At 74.7% G+C, this 18,523-nt stretch carries 15 protein-coding genes; 7 read left to right on the top strand and 8 right to left on the bottom strand.

Annotated elements, in window-relative coordinates; all coding sequences use genetic code 11:
* Positions 1–132 precede the first annotated feature (132 nt).
* Positions 133–1,578 carry a glyceraldehyde-3-phosphate dehydrogenase gene (locus ACZ4UB_RS22315; RefSeq protein WP_468072499.1) on the bottom strand — a complete coding sequence of 482 codons (1,446 nt, stop codon included), beginning with the start codon at positions 1,576–1,578 and terminating at the stop codon, positions 133–135.
* A 72-nt stretch (positions 1,579–1,650) separates the two neighbouring features.
* Entirely contained in the window at positions 1,651–2,577 is a 927-nt protein-coding gene (locus tag ACZ4UB_RS22310; RefSeq protein ID WP_468072497.1) for a TIGR04222 domain-containing membrane protein, read from the bottom strand.
* Positions 2,578–2,702: 125 nt separating this feature from the next.
* Here ACZ4UB_RS22310 and ACZ4UB_RS22305 point away from each other — a divergent pair, with 125 nt between their 5' ends.
* Positions 2,703–3,470, top strand: a complete 768-nt coding sequence (locus ACZ4UB_RS22305) for a Clp protease N-terminal domain-containing protein (RefSeq protein ID WP_468072495.1) — start codon at positions 2,703–2,705, stop codon at positions 3,468–3,470.
* On the opposite strand, the gene ACZ4UB_RS22300 is transcribed toward ACZ4UB_RS22305, so the two are convergent.
* Both ACZ4UB_RS22300 and ACZ4UB_RS22295 read right to left on the bottom strand, forming a co-directional pair.
* Positions 3,427–4,740 carry an AI-2E family transporter gene (locus tag ACZ4UB_RS22300; protein ID WP_468072493.1) on the bottom strand — a complete coding sequence of 438 codons (1,314 nt, stop codon included), beginning with the start codon at positions 4,738–4,740 and terminating at the stop codon, positions 3,427–3,429. The two genes, ACZ4UB_RS22305 and ACZ4UB_RS22300, sit on opposite strands and share 44 nt — an antisense overlap.
* A 48-nt stretch (positions 4,741–4,788) precedes the next feature.
* Positions 4,789–4,983 carry a DUF3046 domain-containing protein gene (locus tag ACZ4UB_RS22295; RefSeq protein WP_354381349.1) on the bottom strand — a complete coding sequence of 65 codons (195 nt, stop codon included), beginning with the start codon at positions 4,981–4,983 and terminating at the stop codon, positions 4,789–4,791.
* Between the two features lie 86 nt (positions 4,984–5,069).
* Here ACZ4UB_RS22295 and ACZ4UB_RS22290 point away from each other — a divergent pair, with 86 nt between their 5' ends.
* Entirely contained in the window at positions 5,070–5,993 is a 924-nt protein-coding gene (locus ACZ4UB_RS22290; protein WP_468072647.1) for a hypothetical protein, read from the top strand.
* 22 nt (positions 5,994–6,015) lie between these two features.
* Here ACZ4UB_RS22290 and ACZ4UB_RS22285 read toward each other — a convergent pair whose 3' ends face one another.
* Together ACZ4UB_RS22285 and ACZ4UB_RS22280 are read right to left on the bottom strand one after the other, a co-directional pair.
* A complete protein-coding gene (locus ACZ4UB_RS22285; protein WP_468072491.1) occupies positions 6,016–6,324 on the bottom strand; it encodes an AzlD domain-containing protein in 309 nt (102 codons plus the stop codon).
* Positions 6,321–7,088, bottom strand: a complete 768-nt coding sequence (locus ACZ4UB_RS22280) for an AzlC family ABC transporter permease (protein ID WP_468072489.1) — start codon at positions 7,086–7,088, stop codon at positions 6,321–6,323. The genes ACZ4UB_RS22285 and ACZ4UB_RS22280 overlap by 4 nt, the downstream gene beginning before the upstream one ends.
* A 111-nt stretch (positions 7,089–7,199) precedes the next feature.
* On the opposite strand from ACZ4UB_RS22280, the gene ACZ4UB_RS22275 reads away from it, so the two are divergent.
* Complete coding sequence (locus tag ACZ4UB_RS22275) at positions 7,200–10,205, top strand: hypothetical protein (protein WP_468072487.1); 3,006 nt, start codon at positions 7,200–7,202, stop codon at positions 10,203–10,205.
* Here ACZ4UB_RS22275 and ACZ4UB_RS22270 read toward each other — a convergent pair.
* Positions 10,144–11,004, bottom strand: a complete 861-nt coding sequence (locus tag ACZ4UB_RS22270) for an AraC family transcriptional regulator (protein ID WP_468072485.1) — start codon at positions 11,002–11,004, stop codon at positions 10,144–10,146. The two genes, ACZ4UB_RS22275 and ACZ4UB_RS22270, sit on opposite strands and share 62 nt — an antisense overlap.
* A 79-nt stretch (positions 11,005–11,083) precedes the next feature.
* Here ACZ4UB_RS22270 and ACZ4UB_RS22265 point away from each other — a divergent pair, with 79 nt between their 5' ends.
* The 4 genes from ACZ4UB_RS22265 to ACZ4UB_RS22250 all read left to right on the top strand — a co-directional run bounded on the left by ACZ4UB_RS22265 (position 11,084) and on the right by ACZ4UB_RS22250 (position 18,167).
* Positions 11,084–15,697 carry an Lhr family ATP-dependent helicase gene (locus ACZ4UB_RS22265; protein WP_468072483.1) on the top strand — a complete coding sequence of 1,538 codons (4,614 nt, stop codon included), beginning with the start codon at positions 11,084–11,086 and terminating at the stop codon, positions 15,695–15,697.
* A gap of 122 nt (positions 15,698–15,819) precedes the next feature.
* Entirely contained in the window at positions 15,820–16,500 is a 681-nt protein-coding gene (locus tag ACZ4UB_RS22260) for a hypothetical protein (protein ID WP_468072481.1), read from the top strand.
* Between the two features lie 41 nt (positions 16,501–16,541).
* Entirely contained in the window at positions 16,542–17,333 is a 792-nt protein-coding gene (locus ACZ4UB_RS22255) for an Fpg/Nei family DNA glycosylase (RefSeq protein WP_468072479.1), read from the top strand.
* A 36-nt stretch (positions 17,334–17,369) separates the two neighbouring features.
* Positions 17,370–18,167, top strand: coding sequence for an SDR family NAD(P)-dependent oxidoreductase (locus ACZ4UB_RS22250; protein WP_468072477.1), 798 nt, complete (start codon positions 17,370–17,372; stop codon positions 18,165–18,167).
* On the opposite strand, the gene ACZ4UB_RS22245 is transcribed toward ACZ4UB_RS22250, so the two are convergent.
* Positions 18,115–18,345, bottom strand: a complete 231-nt coding sequence (locus ACZ4UB_RS22245; RefSeq protein ID WP_468072475.1) for a hypothetical protein — start codon at positions 18,343–18,345, stop codon at positions 18,115–18,117. The genes ACZ4UB_RS22250 and ACZ4UB_RS22245 overlap by 53 nt on opposite strands.
* Positions 18,346–18,523 lie beyond the last annotated feature (178 nt).

Below are 18,523 nucleotides of genomic sequence, written 5' to 3'. Positions count from 1 at the left end.
AAGGACCACGGGGGCCGGTTAAATCGGACCAAGAGAACCAACCCACCGGCCCCCCCCCCCCCCCCCCCCCCCCCCCCCCCGGCCCCCCCCCCCCCCCCCCCCCCCCCCCCCCCCCCGGAACCGGACGACGGATCAGAGCGCCGGAGCCGGGTAGGTCGGGTACTCCACGCCGGAGACGTACTGGACGACCCGGATGACCTGGCACGAGTAGCCGAACTCGTTGTCGTACCAGAGGTAGAGGATCGCGTTGTCGCCGTCGACCTTGGTGGCGCCCGCGTCGACGATCGAGGCGTGCCGCGAGCCGATGAAGTCGCTGGAGACCGCGTCGGGGGCGGTGGTGAAGTCGATCTGGCGCTTCAGCGGCGAGGTCAGCGAGACGCCCCGCAGGTAGTCGAGGACCTCCTCGCGGGTGGTCTCGCGGCCGAGCCGCAGACTGAGGATGGCGATCGAGACATCCGGCACCGGAACGCGGATCGAGCTGCCGCTGATCGGCGCCTTGAGGTCGGGCAGCGCCTTCGCGACGGCCGAGGCGGCACCGGTCTCGGTCATGACCATGTTGAGCGGCGCGGAACGGCCACGGCGGTCGGCGCTGTGGTAGTTGTCCAGCAGGTTCTGGTCGTTGGTGAAGGAGTGGACGGTCTCCACGTGGCCGCGCAGCACGCCGTACTCGTCCGCCATCGCCTTCAGCGGCGGGACGATCGCGTTGGTGGTGCAGGAGGCGCAGGACAGGATCTGCTCGTCCGGCTTGATCGTGTCGTGGTTGACGCCGTGGACGATGTTGGGGACGTCGCCCTTGCCCGGAGCCGTCAGCACGACCTTGTCGATGCCGGGGCGCAGGTGCTTCGACAGGCCCGCGCGGTCGCGCCACTTGCCCGTGTTGTCGATGAGGATGGCGTCCTTGATGCCGTACGCCGTGTAGTCGATCTCCGACGGGTCGTTGGCGTAGATCACCTTGATCTCGTTGCCGTTGGCGACGATCGTGTTGTTCGCCTCGTCCACGGTGATCGTGCCCTGGAACTGACCGTGGATGGAGTCGCGGCGCAGCAGCGAGGCGCGCTTGACGATGTCCTGGTCACCGCCCTGACGGACGACGATCGCGCGCAGCCGCAGGCCGTTGCCGGACCCGGCCTTCTCGATCAGCAGGCGGGCCACGAGGCGGCCGATGCGGCCGAAGCCGTAGAGGACCACGTCGCGCGCCTCGCGGCGCTCGATCTTGTTCTCGCCGGTGGCGCCGGCGACGGCCTCGGCGGTGAACTCCGCGACCGAGAGGCCGCGGCTGTCGGCCTTGTAGGTCGCGGCGAGCATGCCGAGGTCGATCTGCGACGGACCGAGGTCGAGGGCGGTGAGGGCCTGCAGGAAGGGCAGCGTCTCGGTGACCGAGAGCTCCTCACCGGCTATCTGCCGCGCGAACCGGTGGATCTTGAGAATGCTGACCACCGACTTGTTCACCAGGGAGCGGCTGTGCAGCAGGACGGTGACGTCCCGCTCGCGGTGCAGCTTCCCGATGATCGGGATCATCGACTCCGCGATCTCCTCGCGGTTCTTCCAGTTGGTGAACGCGTCGTCTTTGACAGTCACAAGTTTATCTTTCGAGCTAGGGGGCGCTCATATGCTATCCCCCCTGCTTTTTGATCGTTCAAACGGTGCCCCCTATCCGCACCCGCACCCCCCGCAGCCCCCGCCACAACCGCTCCCACAGCCGCTCCCGCAACCGCCGCCACACCCCCCGGAGCCCTTGCCACCGCCGGAATCCGAGGACGCCGAGGAATCGGCGGAGGAGGTGGCCGCGGTGACCTGCGGCGGCGGCGCGATCAGCAGCGGCGCCAGGGCCGCCGGAGCCCGGTCGGTGCCGTACCGGGCGACGGCGGCCAGTACGTCCGCCTCCGCGCCGACGATCGGAACCCCGGCCACCAGCCGCGGCTGCCAGGTCCGGTCCTCCTTGACCTCCCGCAGCCGTCGCAGCCCGGCCCGCGTCGCGTGACCGGAGGGCATGCGCCCGAACCGCCGCGGGACGAACCAGAGGACGCCGGTCACCCCGCCCAGCACCCCGAAGGCGATCAGGGGCGCGATCCCGCTGCCCTCCCCCGTCAGCGAGTCGGCGACCAGCGCCGCGATGCACAGCAGGGCGGCGAGCACGGCGAAGGCGCCGACGGCGTCGTTCACCCGGCCGAGCGCGGCCAGCCGCTTCCCGTCGGGCACCAGACCGCGCCCGGCCAGGACGCCCTCGACCCGGCGCACCGGCGCGCAGGAGGAGAGCGCGCGCCGGACCGCCGGGGCCGGCTCGCCCACCCCCTCGGCGCCCGCGCTCCCGTACGCCGCCACCTGCACCGGATCCCGCACCGGCGGCCCGCCCACCGGGACCAGCCACCGCTCGCGCACCTCCAGCCGCCCGGTCAGGTAGAGCGAGACCAGCGCCACGTCGGCCACGGCCGGTGCGCCACCGCGCAGGTACGCCGCCTCGTACAGGGTGAGCCCCTCGTGGTCGACGGGCGGATAGAGCGCCCGGGACGCACGGACCCGCCACAGGACCGCCCCCAGCAGCGGCACGGCCGCGGCGGCGAAGAAGAAGATCCACACAACTACCCCCCGAATCACGCCCCTTGACTTCGAGTGTGCGGCCACCGCGACGTTTCGAGCAACGTTCGACACGACTGACAACCCAGGGTTGACACCCCGCCGACTGTCAACCTACGGTTGCGCTTATGACGAACCCGACGAACCCTCCGGCGGGCTCCGCAGACCCTGCGGCCCCCGCGCGCATGACCAACCCGGTCCGCCTCGACGACCTCATCGCGGGCATCAAGCAGTCCCACCCCGACGCCCTGGACCAGCTCAGCGGAGCGGTCGTCGTCGCCGAGCACCTCGGTGACGTCGCCGACCACCTCATCGGCCACTTCGTCGACCAGGCCCGCCGCTCGGGCGCCTCCTGGACCGACATCGGCCGCAGCATGGGCGTCACCCGACAGGCCGCCCAGAAGCGCTTCGTCCCGAAGGGCGACGGGGACCTCGACGCCAGCCAGGGCTTCTCCCGCTTCACCCCGCGCGCCCGGGGCGTCGTGGTCGCCTCCCAGAGCGAGGCCCGCAAGGCGGGCGGCGCCGAGATCAGTCCCGCGCACCTCGTCCTCGGCCTGCTCGCCGAACCCGAGGGCCTCGCCGCCCTCGCGCTGGGCGCCCAGGGCATCACCCCGGACGCCGTCCGGGCCGCCGCCACCGCCGTCCTGCCGCCCGCCGTGGCGGAGATCCCCGACCTCATCCCCTTCGACGCGAACGCCAAGAAGTCGCTGGAGCTCACCTTCCGCGAGGCCCTGCGCCTCGGCCACAACTACGTCGGCACCGAGCACATCCTGCTGGCCCTCCTCGAACTGGAGGACGGCGAGGGCGTGCTCAGCGGCCTCGGCGTCGGCAAGGCCGCCGCCGAGGCGTACGTCACCGAGGCCGTGGACGCCGTACTCGCCGCGACCAAGGAGTAGTGCGGGGCGCCGTCCCGGTGACGGCCGCGCCCGGGTCGACGGCCGCGCCGTCGCCCGGGCCGCTCCCGCTCGCGCCGTCGCCCCCCTCACCACCGTCGCCGCCGTCGACCTCGTGCACCACCGCGTACCGCCGCACGTACGCGCCGAAGAAGGCCTGCAGGGTCGCGACGGCCGGGATCGCGATCAGCGCGCCCACCGCGCCGAGCAGGGCCGTCCCCGCGATGACCGAGCCGAAGGCCACCGCGGGGTGGATGTCGACCGTCTTCGCGGTCAGCTTCGGCTGGAGCACGTAGTTCTCGAACTGCTGGTAGACCACCACGAACCCGAGGACGTACAGCGCGTACCAGGGATTGACCGTGAAGGCGATCAGCATCGGCAGCGCGCCCGCCAGGTAGGTGCCGATGGTGGGGATGAACTGGGAGACCAGCCCCACCCACACCGCGAGCGCGGGCGCGTACGGCACGTCGAGCACCACGAAGCAGATGTAGTGCGCGATCCCGGAGACCAGCGCCATCAGCCCCCGCGAGTACAGGTAGCCGCCGGTCTTGGCGACGGCGATCTCCCAGGCGCGCAGCACCTCCGACTGCTTCGCGGGCGGCAGCACGGAGCACAGCGCGCGCCGCAGCCGCGGCCCGTCGGCGGCGAAGTAGAAGGCGAAGAGACCGACCGTCAGCAGCCGGAAGAGCCCGCCGAGCACCGTCGCCGACACGTCCAGCACGCCGGACGCGCTGTTCTGCACGTACTTCTGCAGCCAGTCCGAGTGCAGCACGCTGTCCTGGATCTCCAGCCGGGACAGGTCGGTGTGGAAGGTGCTGTTGATCGATCCGATCACCGAGTCGAGGTAGCGGGGGAACCCCTCCACCATGTCGACGATCTGTCCGGCGAGCATCGAACCGAGCAGGACGACGAAGCCGGCGCTCGCGGCGAACACACCGAGGAACACCAGGAAGGTCGCCAGCCCGCGGCGCATCCCGCGGGCCGCCATCCGGGCCACGGCCGGTTCGATCGCGAGGGCGAGGAAGAACGCGATCAGGATGTTGACGAGAAAGCCGGTGAGCTGGTGGAAAGCCCAGCTGCCGAGTTGGAAGCAGGCGATGAGCGCCAGGACGAGCACCACCGCGCGCGGCAGCCAGCGCGGCATCCGCTCGCGCGCCGCGCCGCCCCCGCCGGTCGGCGGCCCGCCGGCCGGCGGGGGCCCCTCGGGCTCCGCGGCCGGGGAGAGCGCGGCGATCGTTTCGGTGTCGGACGGGTCCTGGTCGGTGGCTGCCACGCGGACAAGTCTCCCGTACCGTCCGCAATCGCTCGGCCACCGCCCCCGTCAGCGCAGCGTCGCGGGCACGTCCATCGCCGCACAGACCGCCCGCCACACGTCCTTGGTCTCCCAGCCCGCGTCCAGCGCCTGGACCACCGTGCGCCCGCCCAGCTCGGCCATCACGTGATCGCGCGCGAAGGACTCCGCGTAGCCCGCCCCGAAGTGCTCCGCCATCCGTTCCCAGAAAATCGTCAACCGCATGGGTCCAGTATCCCGCCCCGGAGGGTGCACCCGGCCCGTTCCCGCCGCCCGCACCCCCGCCCCGGTCCTACGGTTCCTCCATGGCCATGGCTGGAGACGACACAGCACCGCTCGCCCGCGCCGAGCAGTTCATCTGGCTCACGGCGCGGGTGCTGGAGCAGCGGCGGTTCGCGTTCCACTTCCTCGGCGGCGACGCCGACCCGGTGGACACCGCCCTCGGCTCCTACCTCAACGGCGACGGCGGCTACGGGCACGCCCTCGACCCGGACCTGCGCGGCCCGCACAGCCAGCCGCTGCACACCGTGCACGCCCTGCGCGTCCTGGACGGCCTCGGCCGCTGCTCGGGGCGCCGGATCGAGCAGCTGTGCCGCCACCTGAGCGGGGTCTCCACGGCGGAGGGCGCCCTCCCGGTGGTCCTCCCCGCCCCCGCCCCGCGCGCCTACCCGTCGGCGCCCTACCACCCCGTACAGGACGACCCGCCGGGCGAGCTCCAGGTCACCGGCCCGGTGGTGGGCCTGCTCCACCGCAACCGGATCTGGCACGCCTGGCTGTTCCGCGCCACGGACTTCTGCTGGGACCGGATCGAGACCCTGCGCAGGTCCCACCCGTACGAGATCCAGGGCGCCGTCGCCTTCCTGGACGGCGCCCCGGACCGGCCCCGGGCCGCGGCGGCCGCCGACCGGCTGGGCCGGCTGGTGCGCGAGCAGGGCCTGGTCGTCCTCGACCCCGGGCGGCGCGCCGAGTTCCCGGTCGGCCCCGGCTACGCCCCCGGCGAGCACCTCTTCCCCCACGACTACGCCCGCCGCCCCGAATCCCTGGCGCGCGGCTGGTTCACCGACGAGGAGACCGCGCGCTCGCTGGACTTCCTCGCCTCCGAGCAGCAGGAGGACGGCGGCTGGCCGGTCCGCCGTCGGGCCTGGGCCCCCGGGAGCACCCTGGAGCGGCGCCCGATCGCGACGCTGGAGGCGCTGCTGACGCTCCGCGCCCACGGCCGCCCGCTGGGCCGGTGAACCTCCCCGGCCGGCCCCGGGATCAGCCGCCCAGCGCCCGCACCCCCGCCGTGACGACGACGGCGACCGCGACCACCACCAGGAACGGCGCCCGCAGCAGCAGCGCGACCCCGGCGGCCACCAGCCCGGCGGCCCGGGCGTCGACGACCAGCGCGGAGCCGGTGCTGAAGGTCTGCTGCGCGGTGAGCGCGGCCAGCAGCGCGACGGGAATCAGGGCGGACAGCCGCCGCACCAGGGGCCGCTCCAGCGCCCCGGCCGGCACCAGCAGCCCGGCGAGCTTGACGGCGTAGCACCCGAGCACGGTGAGCCCGATGGCGATCCAGACGTTCACGAGCGGGTTCCCTTCGTCCGGCGGCCGCTGAGGAAGAGCACGGCCGGCGCGGCGAGCGCGGCCAGCAGCACCGGCACCCCGGCCGGCAGCACCGGCAGGAAGCCGAGCCCGAGCACCAGGGCGAGCAGGGCGACGGCCCGCTCGGCGGCGCTGCGCAGCATCGGGGCGAGCAGGGCGAGGAAGACGGCGGGGCCGGCCGCGTCCAGGCCCCAGGCGGCGGTGTCCCCGATGGCCTCCGCGCCCAGCGCCCCCACCAGGGTGGTGAGGTTCCACAGCACGTAGAGGGTGAGCCCGGTGACGGTGAACCCGAGGCGGGCGTCCGCCCGGTTCCGCTGCGCCAGCGTGACGGCGGTGGTCTCGTCGATGACCCAGTGGGCGGCCAGCGGCCGCAGCGCGCGGGGCAGCTCCAGGATCGGGGACAGCCGCAGCCCGTAGAAGGCGTTGCGGGTCCCGAGGAAGAAGGCGCCGGCCGCGGCCGTGAACGGATTGCCGCCCGCGGCCAGGGCTCCGACCAGGGCGAACTGCGAGGCCCCCGTGAAGACGAGCAGGCTCAGCACGCAGGCCTGCGCGGTGCTGATCCCGGCTCCGGCGGCGGTCACCCCGAAGGCGAAGCCGGACAGTCCGACGGCCACGCCGACGCCGAGCGCGTCCCGTACGACGGCCCGGCGACCGGCCCGGCCGCCGTCCTCGGCCCCGTGGGCCCCGCCGGCCCCATCGGCCGTCGTCCCGGCCGGTTCCACGTCCACTGCCTGTTGCTCTCTCACCCGGCGAAGCTATGCGGACGCCACCGCCCGGTCTTGTACGTTCTTGCGGCGGTCGCCTCCGACACGGCGACACACCACCACCCATAGTGACCACTTCGCTACGGTGCGCACATGAAGCGTGTTCGCACCGTGCCGGTTGAACGTCCTTCGCACGCCCGCTGGGCCCCGCTCCTGAGCTTCGCCGCGCTGATCGCCGCCGCCTTCCTCTTCGCGCTGTACCACGCCCGGCATCCCCGGAACGTGCCCGGCGAGGTGGCGCTCCAGCTCGCGGGCCGCTGGAAGAAGGCCTACCCCCTCCTCTGCGATCCCCAGCTGTGGTGCCCGCCGTACAAGGAGCGGCTGCAGGCGCAGTACGAGGCCCTGCGCCTCGACACGGTCTTCTTCCTTCCCGCGTACACCCTGGCCCTGCTCGCCCTCTTCGGCCTCGGCAGCTGCTTCCTCCACCGCCAGGTGTCCCGCCGGCTCGCGGTCCGGGGCCTGGGCGCGACCCTGGTCATGGCCGCGGCGGACCTCGGCGAGAACATCTTCGAGTACCGCGCGCTGGACGGGCTGGCCTCCGGACAGGACGGTGACCTGGCCAAGGCGGCGGTGTTCGCCCTGCTGAAGTGGTCGCTCGCCCTCCCCCTGGCGGGCGCCGCCGGGTGGATGGGGCTCACCCTCCTCGCCCGCCTCTTCCCGCGCCGGGCCCGGGTCACCAACGCCCCGCCGTGCGGCGAGCCGGTCCGGGTCCAGGAGGCCCACCGCCTCGCCGACGGCTCCGAGCGGTGGGCCGACCCGGACGTCATCGCGGCCCCGGTGGCCCCGCACGCCACCACGGCGCTGCGCGACTGGGCCGGCTCCGCCACGGCCGCCGCCCCGCGGGACAGCGCGCTCGCCCGCTGGCGCACCCGCGCCTACCAGCCGCCCGGCCGGGAGCCGGCGTCCGTCGGCATCTGCGTGTCCGGCGGCGGGATCCGTTCCGCGGCGGTCACCCTGGGCGCCCTCCAGGCGCTGCGCGAGGGCGGGGTGCTGGGCCGGGCGCGCTACCTGGTCTCGGTGTCCGGCGGCGGGTACACGGCGGGGGCGTTCCAGCTGGCCCTGATGCCCCGGCCCGCGCCGCCGGGGCACCGGTCGACCCCGCTCGCCACCGCACAGGACGTGTTCGCGCCGGGCAGCCCCGAAGAGGACCACATCCGTCGCCACGCCAAGTACCTCGCGGACAGCCCCCGCGAGAAGCTGCTGGCCGCGGGGGTGATCCTGCGCGGCCTCGGGGTGTCACTGGGACTGCTCGGCCTCGCGTTCGTGGTGGCCGGGGTGCTCCTCGGCGTCTTCTACGACGTGGTCCCCTTCATCGACCTGACGGCGCTGCGCCCGGAGCACGCCGCGTCCTTCCCCGATTTCGCGCCGCACCCGCGGGTCCTGTACCCCGTCCTCGCCCTGGTCGGGTTCTCGGCCCTCGTCTCGGCGGCGGCCTCCCTGGTCGTGGCGCGCCGCGGGGCGTCCCGACCGGCCTGGGTCCGCACGATCACGCGCGGTCCCCTCTACCTGGCGGCGATGGTCGTCGTGTTCGCCGTGGTGCTGCCCGCGTTGTTCTGGCTCTTCGCGTACCTCGCATGGCTGGCGCACCGGGCGGACGTGCCCACCGGCGGCCCCGGCATCTCGCTCCTGGGCGCCCTCACGGCCGCCGCCACCGGGCTCGGCGCGGTGTACAGCGCCGTGAGCGACAAGGTGGAGAAGCTGCGGCCGAGCGGCGAGAGCGCGCCGCGCTCCGTCTCCCCCTCGTCGATCGTGACCCGGATCGGGGGCGGCCCGATCACCGCGGTCGTCGTCTGGCTGGTGCTGCTCCTGCTCGCCTTCTTCGGCCTCTCGCTGCTGTCCTGGTCGGCGGTCTCCGCGCCCGGCTGGCCCCTGGGCTGGCGGCTCGGCCTCCCGCTCGCCCTGCTCCTGACGGCGATCCTCATCGACCAGACCACCTTCAGCCTGCACCCCTTCTACCGGCAGCGGCTGGCCGGCGCCTTCGCCGTGCGCCGGGCGGTGCTGAGCGACGGGTCGATCGGCGCCCTGCCCTACGACTACAACGCCGAGTCGACCCGGCTGAGCACGCACGGCAAGCGGGTCGAGGGCTTCCCGCAGGTCATCTTCGCCGCCTCGGCCGCCATGTCGCTGCGCAACCGGACCGCGCCGGGGCGGCCCGCGGTGCCCTTCACCTTCTCCCACGACTGGGTGGGCGGCCCGGACACCGGCTGGGTGCGCACGTCCACGATGGAGGAGACGGCGCACCCGCTGATCCGGCGGGACCTCACCGTGCAGTCCGCGGTGGCGGTGTCGGGCGCCGCGTTCGCCTCGGCGATGGGCACCCAGGGCAGCGCCGTCCAGCGGTTGCTCGCCCTGTCCAACCTGCGCCTGGGCACCTGGGTGCCCAACCCCTCGTACCTGGCGGAGGTCGCCCGGCACGACCCGGACTGGACGATGCCCCGGCTGCCGTGGGTGCGACGGCTGCGCTACCAGCTCCAGGAGCTGGCCGGGCGCTACACCGACACCAGCCCGATGGTGCTGTGCACCGACGGCGGGCACTTCGACAACCTGGGCCTGGTGGAGCTGCTGCGGCTGCGCTGCGAGACCGTGTACGTGATCGACTCCTCGGGCGATCCGCCGCCGCTGGCCGTCACCCTCGCCGAGGCGGTCACCCTGGCCTACGAGGACCTGGGCGTGCGGATCACCTTCGACCAGGCGGAGGTGCTGCGGCTGGTGCCCGGCAGCGCCGCGACGGTCGAACCGCAGGAGCCGATGGCCGGGCTCAACACCCGCTTCTCGGCGGACTGCGTGGTGCGCGGCGTCATCGAGTACCCCGAGCCGGTCCACTTCCCCGGGCGCCGGACGCCGTCGCGGTTCGCCACGATCGTCTTCGCCAAGGCCGGTCTGACCCCGGACATGCCCTACGAGCTGCTGTCCTACGCCCTCGAGGAGAAGGCGTTCCCCCGGGACAGCACCTTCGACCAGTGGTTCGACCACGCCCAGTTCGACGCCTACCGCGCGCTCGGCCACCACCTCGGCGCCGAGGCCGCGAAGCCCCCGGTCAAACGGCGCCGGTTCGGCCCCTCCGGTACGCCCCCGGTGGCACCCCCACGATCCGGGTGAAGTGCCGGTTCAGGTGCGGCTGGTCGCTGAAGCCGACCGCGAGCGCCGCCTCGGCGGGCGGCGTGCCCGCCTCCAGCAGCAGCCGGGCCCGCCGCACCCGGGCGTCCGTCAGCCAGGTGTGCGGGGGCATCCCGTACCGCTCGCGGAAGGCGCGCAGCAGGGCGAAGGGACGGGTGCCGAGCTCGTCCGCGAGCTGTTCCAGCGAGGGCGGTTCGCACATCCGCGCCTCCAGCACCTCCCTGGCCCGCTCGGCGTCGGCGGCGCCCGCGGCGGCGGTCCGGCGGGCCGGCAGGGGCCCCGCGTGCCGTTGCAGCATCCGCGCCACCACGCCCCGCAGCAGGGTGTCGGCGGCGAGCGGGTTGCCCTCCTCGGCGCCCCGGTGCACCTCGGCGATCATCCGTGCGGCCTGCGCGTCCATGACCATGTGCGGGGCGAAGCCGGGCGTGCCGCGCGGCGCGCCGCTCTCCTCGGCCACCTGCGCGATCAGCTCCCGCGAGGGGTAGAGGGTGGCGTAGCCCCAGCCCTCGGGGACCCCGGCGCGCGCGGAGTGCGGAACCTCGGGGTTGATCAGGACCACGCTGCCGGGGCCGGCCCGCACCAGGCCGCCGGGCAGCCCGATCTCCTCGACGCCGTGGGTGACGGCCGCGATGACGTACCCGTCGTGGGCGTGGCGCGGGAAGGTGTGGCGCACGTAGTGGGCGCGCAGCAGGTCCAGGCCGGGCAGCTCGGCGTACTGCCAGTGCCGGGCCCACTCACCGGTCCCGCGCGCCGCGCGCCCCGCACCCTCCATCGCCGCCATTCCTCCATTCTGCGCCCCCGCCCGCGGGACGTCCGCGCAGGTCCGGGCCGTTGTCGGTGGCGGGGTGCACGATGGGGGCATGGCCGGCTCCGCGCTCGACGCGTTCTCCCCCGCGACCCGCTCCTGGTTCACGGGGGCCTTCCGTACGCCCACCGCCGCGCAGGAGGGTGCCTGGCGGGCCATCGGGGAGGGCTCGGACGTCCTCGTCGTGGCGCCCACCGGCTCCGGCAAGACGCTGGCCGCCTTCCTCGCGGCGCTGGACCGGCTGGCGGCCGTACCGCCGCCGGCCGAGCCGAAGAAGCGCTGCCGGGTGTTGTACGTATCGCCGCTGAAGGCCCTCGCGGTGGACGTGGAGCGCAATCTGCGCAGCCCGCTGACCGGCATCCGGCAGGAATCGCTGCGCCTCGGGCTGCCCGAGCCCGACATCCGGGTCGGGATCCGCTCCGGGGACACCCCGCCCGCCGAGCGCCGGGCGCTGGCGACCCGCCCGCCGGACATCCTCATCACCACCCCCGAGTCCCTCTTCCTGATGCTGACCTCGGCCGCCCGCGAGGCCCTGGCCGGCATCGAGACGGTGATCCTCGACGAGGTGCACGCGGTGGCCGCGACCAAGCGCGGCGCCCACCTGGCGCTCTCCCTGGAGCGGCTCGACGCGTTGCTGCCCCGGCCGGCGCGCCGGATCGGACTGTCGGCGACGGTCCGGCCGGTGGACGAGGTGGCCCGCTATCTGGCGCCGCGCGGCAAGGTGGAGATCGTCCAGCCGCCCTCGACCAAGGAGTTCGACCTGTCGGTGGTCGTCCCGGTGCAGGACATGGGCGAGTTGGGCGGCTCGCCCGCCACCGAGGGCAAGGAGGGCGGGGACAAGCCGTCGATCTGGCCGCATGTGGAGGAGCGGATCGCGGACCTGGTGCAGGCCCACCGGTCCACGATCGTCTTCGCCAACTCCCGCCGCCTCGCGGAGCGCCTGTGCAACCGGCTCAACGAGATCGCCTACGAGCGGGCGATGGGCGAGCCGCTGCCCGCGGGCGCTCCCCCGGCCGAGGTCATGGCCCAGTCGGGCGCGGCGCGGGGCGCCCCGCCCCTGCTCGCCCGCGCCCACCACGGGTCGGTGTCCAAGGAGCAGCGGGCCCAGGTCGAGGAGGACCTCAAGGCGGGCCGGCTGCCCGCCGTCGTCGCCACCTCCAGTCTCGAACTGGGCATCGACATGGGCGCGGTGGACCTGGTGGTGCAGGTGGAGTCGCCGCCGTCGGTGGCCTCCGGGCTGCAGCGGGTGGGCCGGGCCGGACACCAGGTGGGCGCGGTCTCCACCGGCGTGGTGTTCCCCAAGTACCGCGGCGACCTGGTCCAGGCGGCCGTGGTCACCGAGCGGATGCGCGTCGGGGCCATCGAGTCCCTGCGCGTCCCCGCCAATCCGCTCGACGTACTGGCGCAGCAGCTGGTCGCGATGGTCTCCATGGACACCTGGCAGGTGGACGACCTGCTGGCCCTGGTGCGCCGGGCGGCGTCCTTCGCGGCCCTGCCGGAGTCGGCGTTCACCGCGGTGCTGGACATGCTGGCCGGGCGCTATCCTTCGGACGCGTTCGCGGAGCTGCGCCCGCGCGTGGTGTGGGACCGCGTGGCCGGTACGGTCACGGGCCGGCCGGGGGCCCAGCGCCTCGCGGTCACCTCGGGCGGCACGATCCCGGACCGCGGCCTCTTCGGCGTCTTCCTGGTGGGCTCCGACCCGAAGAAGGGCGGCGGCCGGGTCGGCGAGCTGGACGAGGAGATGGTCTACGAGTCCCGGGTGGGCGACGTCTTCACCCTGGGCACCACCTCCTGGCGGATCGAGGACATCACCCGGGACCGGGTGCTGGTGACCCCGGCGCCCGGGGTGCCCGGGCGGTTGCCGTTCTGGAAGGGCGACCAGTTGGGCCGCCCGCTGGAGCTCGGCCGCGCGGTGGGCGCGTTCGTCCGCGAGGTCGGCGCCCTGTCCGCGCAGGACGGGCGGCTGCGCCTGTTGGCCGCCGGGCTGGACGCCTGGGCCGCCGACAACGTCCTGGCGTACCTGGCCGAGCAGCGCGAGGCGTGCGGTCACGTGCCCGACGACCGGACCATCGTGGTCGAGCGGTTCCGCGACGAGCTGGGCGACTGGCGGGTGGTGGTGCACTCCCCCTTCGGCGCGCAGGTGCACGCGCCGTGGGCGCTCGCGCTGGGCGCCCGCCTCGCCGAGCGCTACGGCATGGACGCGCAGGTCATGCACGCCGACGACGGGATCGTGCTGCGCCTGCCCGACGTCGATCTGCTGGGCCTGGGCGGCGAGCCGCTCGACCTGCTGGACCACGACCCGGCCCCGCTGGACGCCGCCACCGCCTTCGAGTTCGACGACGGGAAGGCCCCGCTGGGCGCGGCCGACGTGACCTTCGACCAGGGCGAGGTCCAGGGCATCGTCACCGATCAGGTCGGCGGTTCGGCGCTGTTCGCGTCCCGGTTCCGCGAGTGCGCGGCGCGCGCCCTGCTGCTGCCGCGGCGCAATCCCGGCAAGCGCACCCCACTGTGGCAGCAGCGCCAGCGGGCCTCCCAACTGCTCCAGGTCGCCTCCGAGTTCGGTTCCTTCCCGATCGTCCTGGAGGCGGTGCGCGAGTGCCTCCAGGACGTCTTCGACGTGCCCGGCCTGACCGAGCTGATGGGCGACGTCGAAGCCCGCCGGGTCCGCCTGGTGGAGGTCACCACGGCCGAGCCGTCGCCCTTCGCCCGGTCCCTGTTGTTCGGTTACGTCGCCCAGTTCCTCTACGAGGGGGACTCGCCGCTGGCCGAGCGCAGGGCGGCCGCACTGTCCCTGGACTCCCGACTGCTGGCCGAGCTGCTCGGCCAGGCGGAGCTGCGCGAGCTGCTGGACGCGGAGGTCCTGGCGGAGCTGGAGCGGGAGCTGCAGTGGCTGACCGAGGACCGGCGGGCCCGGGACGCGGAGTCGGTGGCCGACCTGCTGCGGCTGCTGGGCCCGCTGACGGAGGCGGAGCTGGCCGAGCGGGGCGCCGACCCGGCCTGGGCCCGGCTCCTGTCGGGGGCCCGCCGGGTGATCGCGGTGCGGATCGGCGGCGCGGAGCACTGGGCCTCGATCGAGGACGCCGGGCGGCTGCGCGACGCGCTGGGGACCGCCCTGCCGGTGGGGGTGCCCGAGGCGTTCACCGAGCCGGTCAAGGACCCGCTCGGCGACCTCCTGGCGCGGTACGCCCGGACGCACGGCCCGTTCACCACGGCGGTGGTGGCCGCCCGCTTCGGCCTGGGCACGGCCACGGCCGACGGCGCCCTGCACCGGCTCGCCGCGGCGGGCCGGGTGGTACAGGGCGAGTTCCATCCGGCGGGCATCGGCCAGGAGTGGTGCGACGCGACCGTGCTGCGCAGGCTGCGCCGCCGGTCCCTGGCGGCGCTGCGCCAGGAGCTGGAGCCGGTCCCGCCGACCTCCTTGGCGACCTTCCTGCCCCAGTGGCAGCACCTGGGCGGCGCACTGCGCGGCATCGACGGGCTGGCCCGGGCGGTGGAGCAGCTCCAGGGCGCTCCGGTCCCGGCGTCGGCGCTGGAGCGGCTGATCCTGCCGTCGCGGGTCAGCGGCTTCTCCCCGGCCCTGCTGGACGAGCTGACCACCAGCGGCGAGGTGGTCTGGGCGGGCGCCGGAGCGCTGCCCGGCAAGGACGGCTGGGTCTCCCTCTACCTCGCGGACGCGGCCCCGCTGCTGCTCCCGCCACCGCACCCGCTGGAGCCCTCTCCCCTGCACCAGGGCGTCCTGGACGCCCTGTCCGGCGGGTACGGCCTGTTCTTCCGGCAGATCGCCGAGATGGTCCGCGCGCGCAACCCCGAGGTGAGCGACCTACAGCTCTCCCAGGCCCTGTGGGACCTGGCCTGGTCGGGGCGGCTGACCAATGACACCCTGGCGCCGCTGCGCGCCCTGCTGGGCTCGGGCCGGACGGCGGGCGCGACGGCCCACCGGGCCCGGCGGACCGTGCCGCGCGGGCGCTACGGCACGCTCGGCGCCCAGGTCTCGCGGACCGGTCCGCCGACCGTATCGGGGCGGTGGTCCCTGCTGCCCGCCCGCGCGGCCGATCCGACCCACCGGGCGCACGCCCTGGCCCGGACCCTGCTGGACCGGCACGGGGTGGTGACCCGGGGCGCGGTCGCGGCCGAGGGGGTGGAGGGCGGCTTCAGCGCGGTCTACCGGATCCTGTCGGCCTTCGAGGACAGCGGGCAGGCCCGCCGCGGCTACGTGGTGGAGGGGCTCGGGGCGGCGCAGTTCGCGATGGACGGCGCGGTGGACCGGCTGCGGGCCGCCGAGCGGCACCCGGCCCCCCTGGCGGCGGTGGTGCTGGCGGCGGCCGATCCGGCCTCCGCCTACGGCGCGGCCCTGCCGTGGCCCGAGCCGCCGGCCGGATCCGCGCACAAGCCCGGGCGCAAGGCGGGCTCGCTGGTGGTGCTGGTCGACGGGGAGCTGACGCTCTACCTGGAGCGCGGCGGCAAGACCCTGCTGGCCTGGCCGGAGGTGGACGACCCCCGGCTGACGGCGGCGACGGCCGCCCTGGCCGCCGGCTGCCGGTCGGGGACGCTGCCCGCGCTGACGGTGGAGCGCATCAACGCCTCCCCGGCGCTGACCTCGCCGCTGGGCCCGGGCCTGGAGGCCGCGGGCTTCCACGCCACGCCGAGGGGGCTGCGGCTGCGTCCGTGAGGCTGGTACCGGCTTGAGACGTTCCTGGGACGGACCCGGCGCACTTGCGCCGCCGCGGCCGACTAGGCTGCCCGCTGATCATTGAGTTGACGGTGGACCGTCACAAACAATTGGGGGACGCAATGAACGAGTTCCGCACGCGCAGAACCACCCTGGCGGCCACGGGCCTCGCGGTCGTCGCCGTACTGGCCCTGAGCGGCTGCAAGAGCGGCAACGAGGAGACGGGCGCGACGAAGACCGCCTCTCCCTCCGCCCAGCCGTCGCAGTCGGCGTACGCGCCCGACGCCAGCGCCGCGCCCAGCTCCTCCGCCAGCGCGAGCGCCGGCGCGCCCGCCGCCGGCGGCGGGGCCACGGCGAAGGCCGGCCAGCAGTTCAAGATCGGCGAGCAGGCGACCTTCCCGTTCGCCTCCGGCAGCACCAAGGGCACCATCGCCCTCGCCGTCACGGCCATCGAGAAGGGCCAGCCGGCCGACCTCGCCCCCTTCAAGCTGGGCGACAAGGTGAAGGGGATGGTTCCGTACTACATCCGCTACCAGGTCAAGAACGTCGGCACCACGGACCTGTCCTTCGCCTCGGTCGGCCACATCAAGGGCCACCTCGGGGACGGCAGCGAGGCCCAGGACCTCCTGGTCATCGGCAAGTTCGAGAAGTGCCCCAACGACTCCCTGCCCAAGGGCTTCACCAACGGGCAGGTGACCGCGGGCTGCGCCGTCGCGCTGGCCCCCTCCGCCGACACCAAGGTCGCTTCGGCCGAGTACTGGGGCGACCCCTTCACCCTGGGCAAGGGCATCACCTGGAAGTAGTCCGTCCGGCGCGCCTTCGGGCCCGGGGCCACAATGGCCCCATGCCCGAAGGCGACAGCATCTGGCGTGCGGCCACCCGCCTGCACGCCGCCCTGGCCGGCCGCGAACTGGTCCGCAGCGACCTGCGCGTCCCGCGGCTGGCCACCGCCGACCTCGCCGGCCGCACCACCTTCGACGTCACGCCCCGCGGCAAGCACCTGTTGCACCGCGTGGAGGGCGGCCTCACCCTCCACAGCCACCTGCGGATGGACGGGTCCTGGCGGGTGTTCGGGCCCGCGGAGCCCTGGCGCGGCGGCCCCGACCACCAGATCCGCGCCGTCCTCGCCACCGCGGACCGCACCGCCGTGGGGTACCGCCTCCCGGTGCTGGAGCTGCTCCGCACCGCCGACGAGCACCGCGTCGTCGGCCACCTCGGACCCGACCTGCTGGGCCCGGACTGGGACCCGGAGCTCGCCGCGCGCAACCTGCTCGCGGACCCGGCCCGCCCCCTCGGCGAGGCCCTGCTCGACCAGCGCAACCTCGCCGGGATCGGCAACATCTACAAGGCCGAGCTGTGCTTCCTGGCCCAGGTGACCCCCTGGACCCCGGTCGGCGAGCTGCCCGAGCCGGAGCGCACCCTGCCCCGGCTCGCCGGCGCCGCGCACCGCCTGCTGGACGCCAACAAGGACCGGTCCCGCAACACCACCGGGAGCCCGCGGCGCGGCCAGGAGCTCTTCGTGTACGGCCGCGCCCACCGCCCCTGCCTGCGCTGCGGCACCCCGGTCCGCGAAGCCCGGCAGGACGACCGGCCCACCTACTGGTGCCCGCGCTGCCAATCCGGCCCCGTACGGTAGTTGACGCTCCGTCAGATCCAGTCGTACGGTCCCGGCATGCCCTCACCCCGCGCCGTACCCGCCCCCGCGCCCCTGGCCGCCTACGACCTCACGGGCCGCACCGCCCTGATCACCGGAGCCGCCAGCGGCATCGGCCGCGCCACCGCCGTGCTCCTCGCCGGGGCGGGCGCGACCGTGCGCTGCGCGGACCGCGACGCGGCGGGCCTCGCCGAGACGGCCGCCCTGGTCGCCGCGACCGGGGGCGCGGCCGCCACCGTCCACGTCCTCGACGTCACCGACCGCGCGGCCCTGCGCGCCGTGGTGGCGGCCGCGGGCCCGCCGGACATCACGGCCGCGGTCGCCGGGATCATGCACACGAGCACCGTGCTGGAGACCCTGGACGAGGACCTCGACCGGGTGATGGACGTGAACTTCAAGGGGATCCTGTTCACCTGCCAGGAATCGGCCCGCGCCCTGATCGCGGCCGGCCGCCCCGGCTCGATCGTCACCATGGCCTCCGGCGCCATGGACGCCGCCCAGCCCGGCCTGCTCTGCTACAGCGCGGCCAAGGCCGCCGTCGTCCAGCTCACCAAGACCCTGGCGACCGAGGTGGGCCCGCACGGCATCCGCGTCAACGCGGTCGCGCCCGGGTGGGTGCGCACCCCGATGACCGGCCGCCACAGCGCCGAGGTGCAGGAGCAGACCCGGGCGGCGATGATCCGGATGTCCCCGCTGCGCCGGGTCGGCGAGCCCGAGGACATCGCGCAGACCGTGCTCTTCCTGGCCTCGGACGCCTCGTCGTTCATGACGGGGCAGATCCTGCGCCCGAACGGCGGCGTCGCGATGCCCTGGTAGTGCCCGCGTGGCGGGTGCAGTGCACCGGCAGCAGCCCGAGCCCCCAGCCGCCCACGGCCACCGCCCCCTCGACCGGCCCGGCCGCCGCGGGCGCCAGCGCGAGCCGGAGCACCGCCCACCACCACAGCAGGCCCACGGCCAGGGCCAGGGGTATGCGCAGGTTCCGTAACCGCCGCACGGCAGCCTCCCAGGGCCGGGATGGACTCGACCATCCTCGTGCACCCCCCGCGAGAGCGCACCCAGAAGCGGGGGGGGGGGGGGGGGGGGGGGGGGGGGGGGGGGGGGGGGGGGGGGGGGGGGGGGGGTGGGGGGGGGGGGGGGGGGAGGGGGGGATCGAGACGTTCTGGTCTGATGGA

The sequence above is a fragment of the Streptomyces sp. NPDC028419 genome, assembly GCF_055565515.1.
The sequence above is the reverse complement of the archived record's forward strand: the minus strand, read 5'-3'. Positions and strand labels throughout refer to the sequence as shown.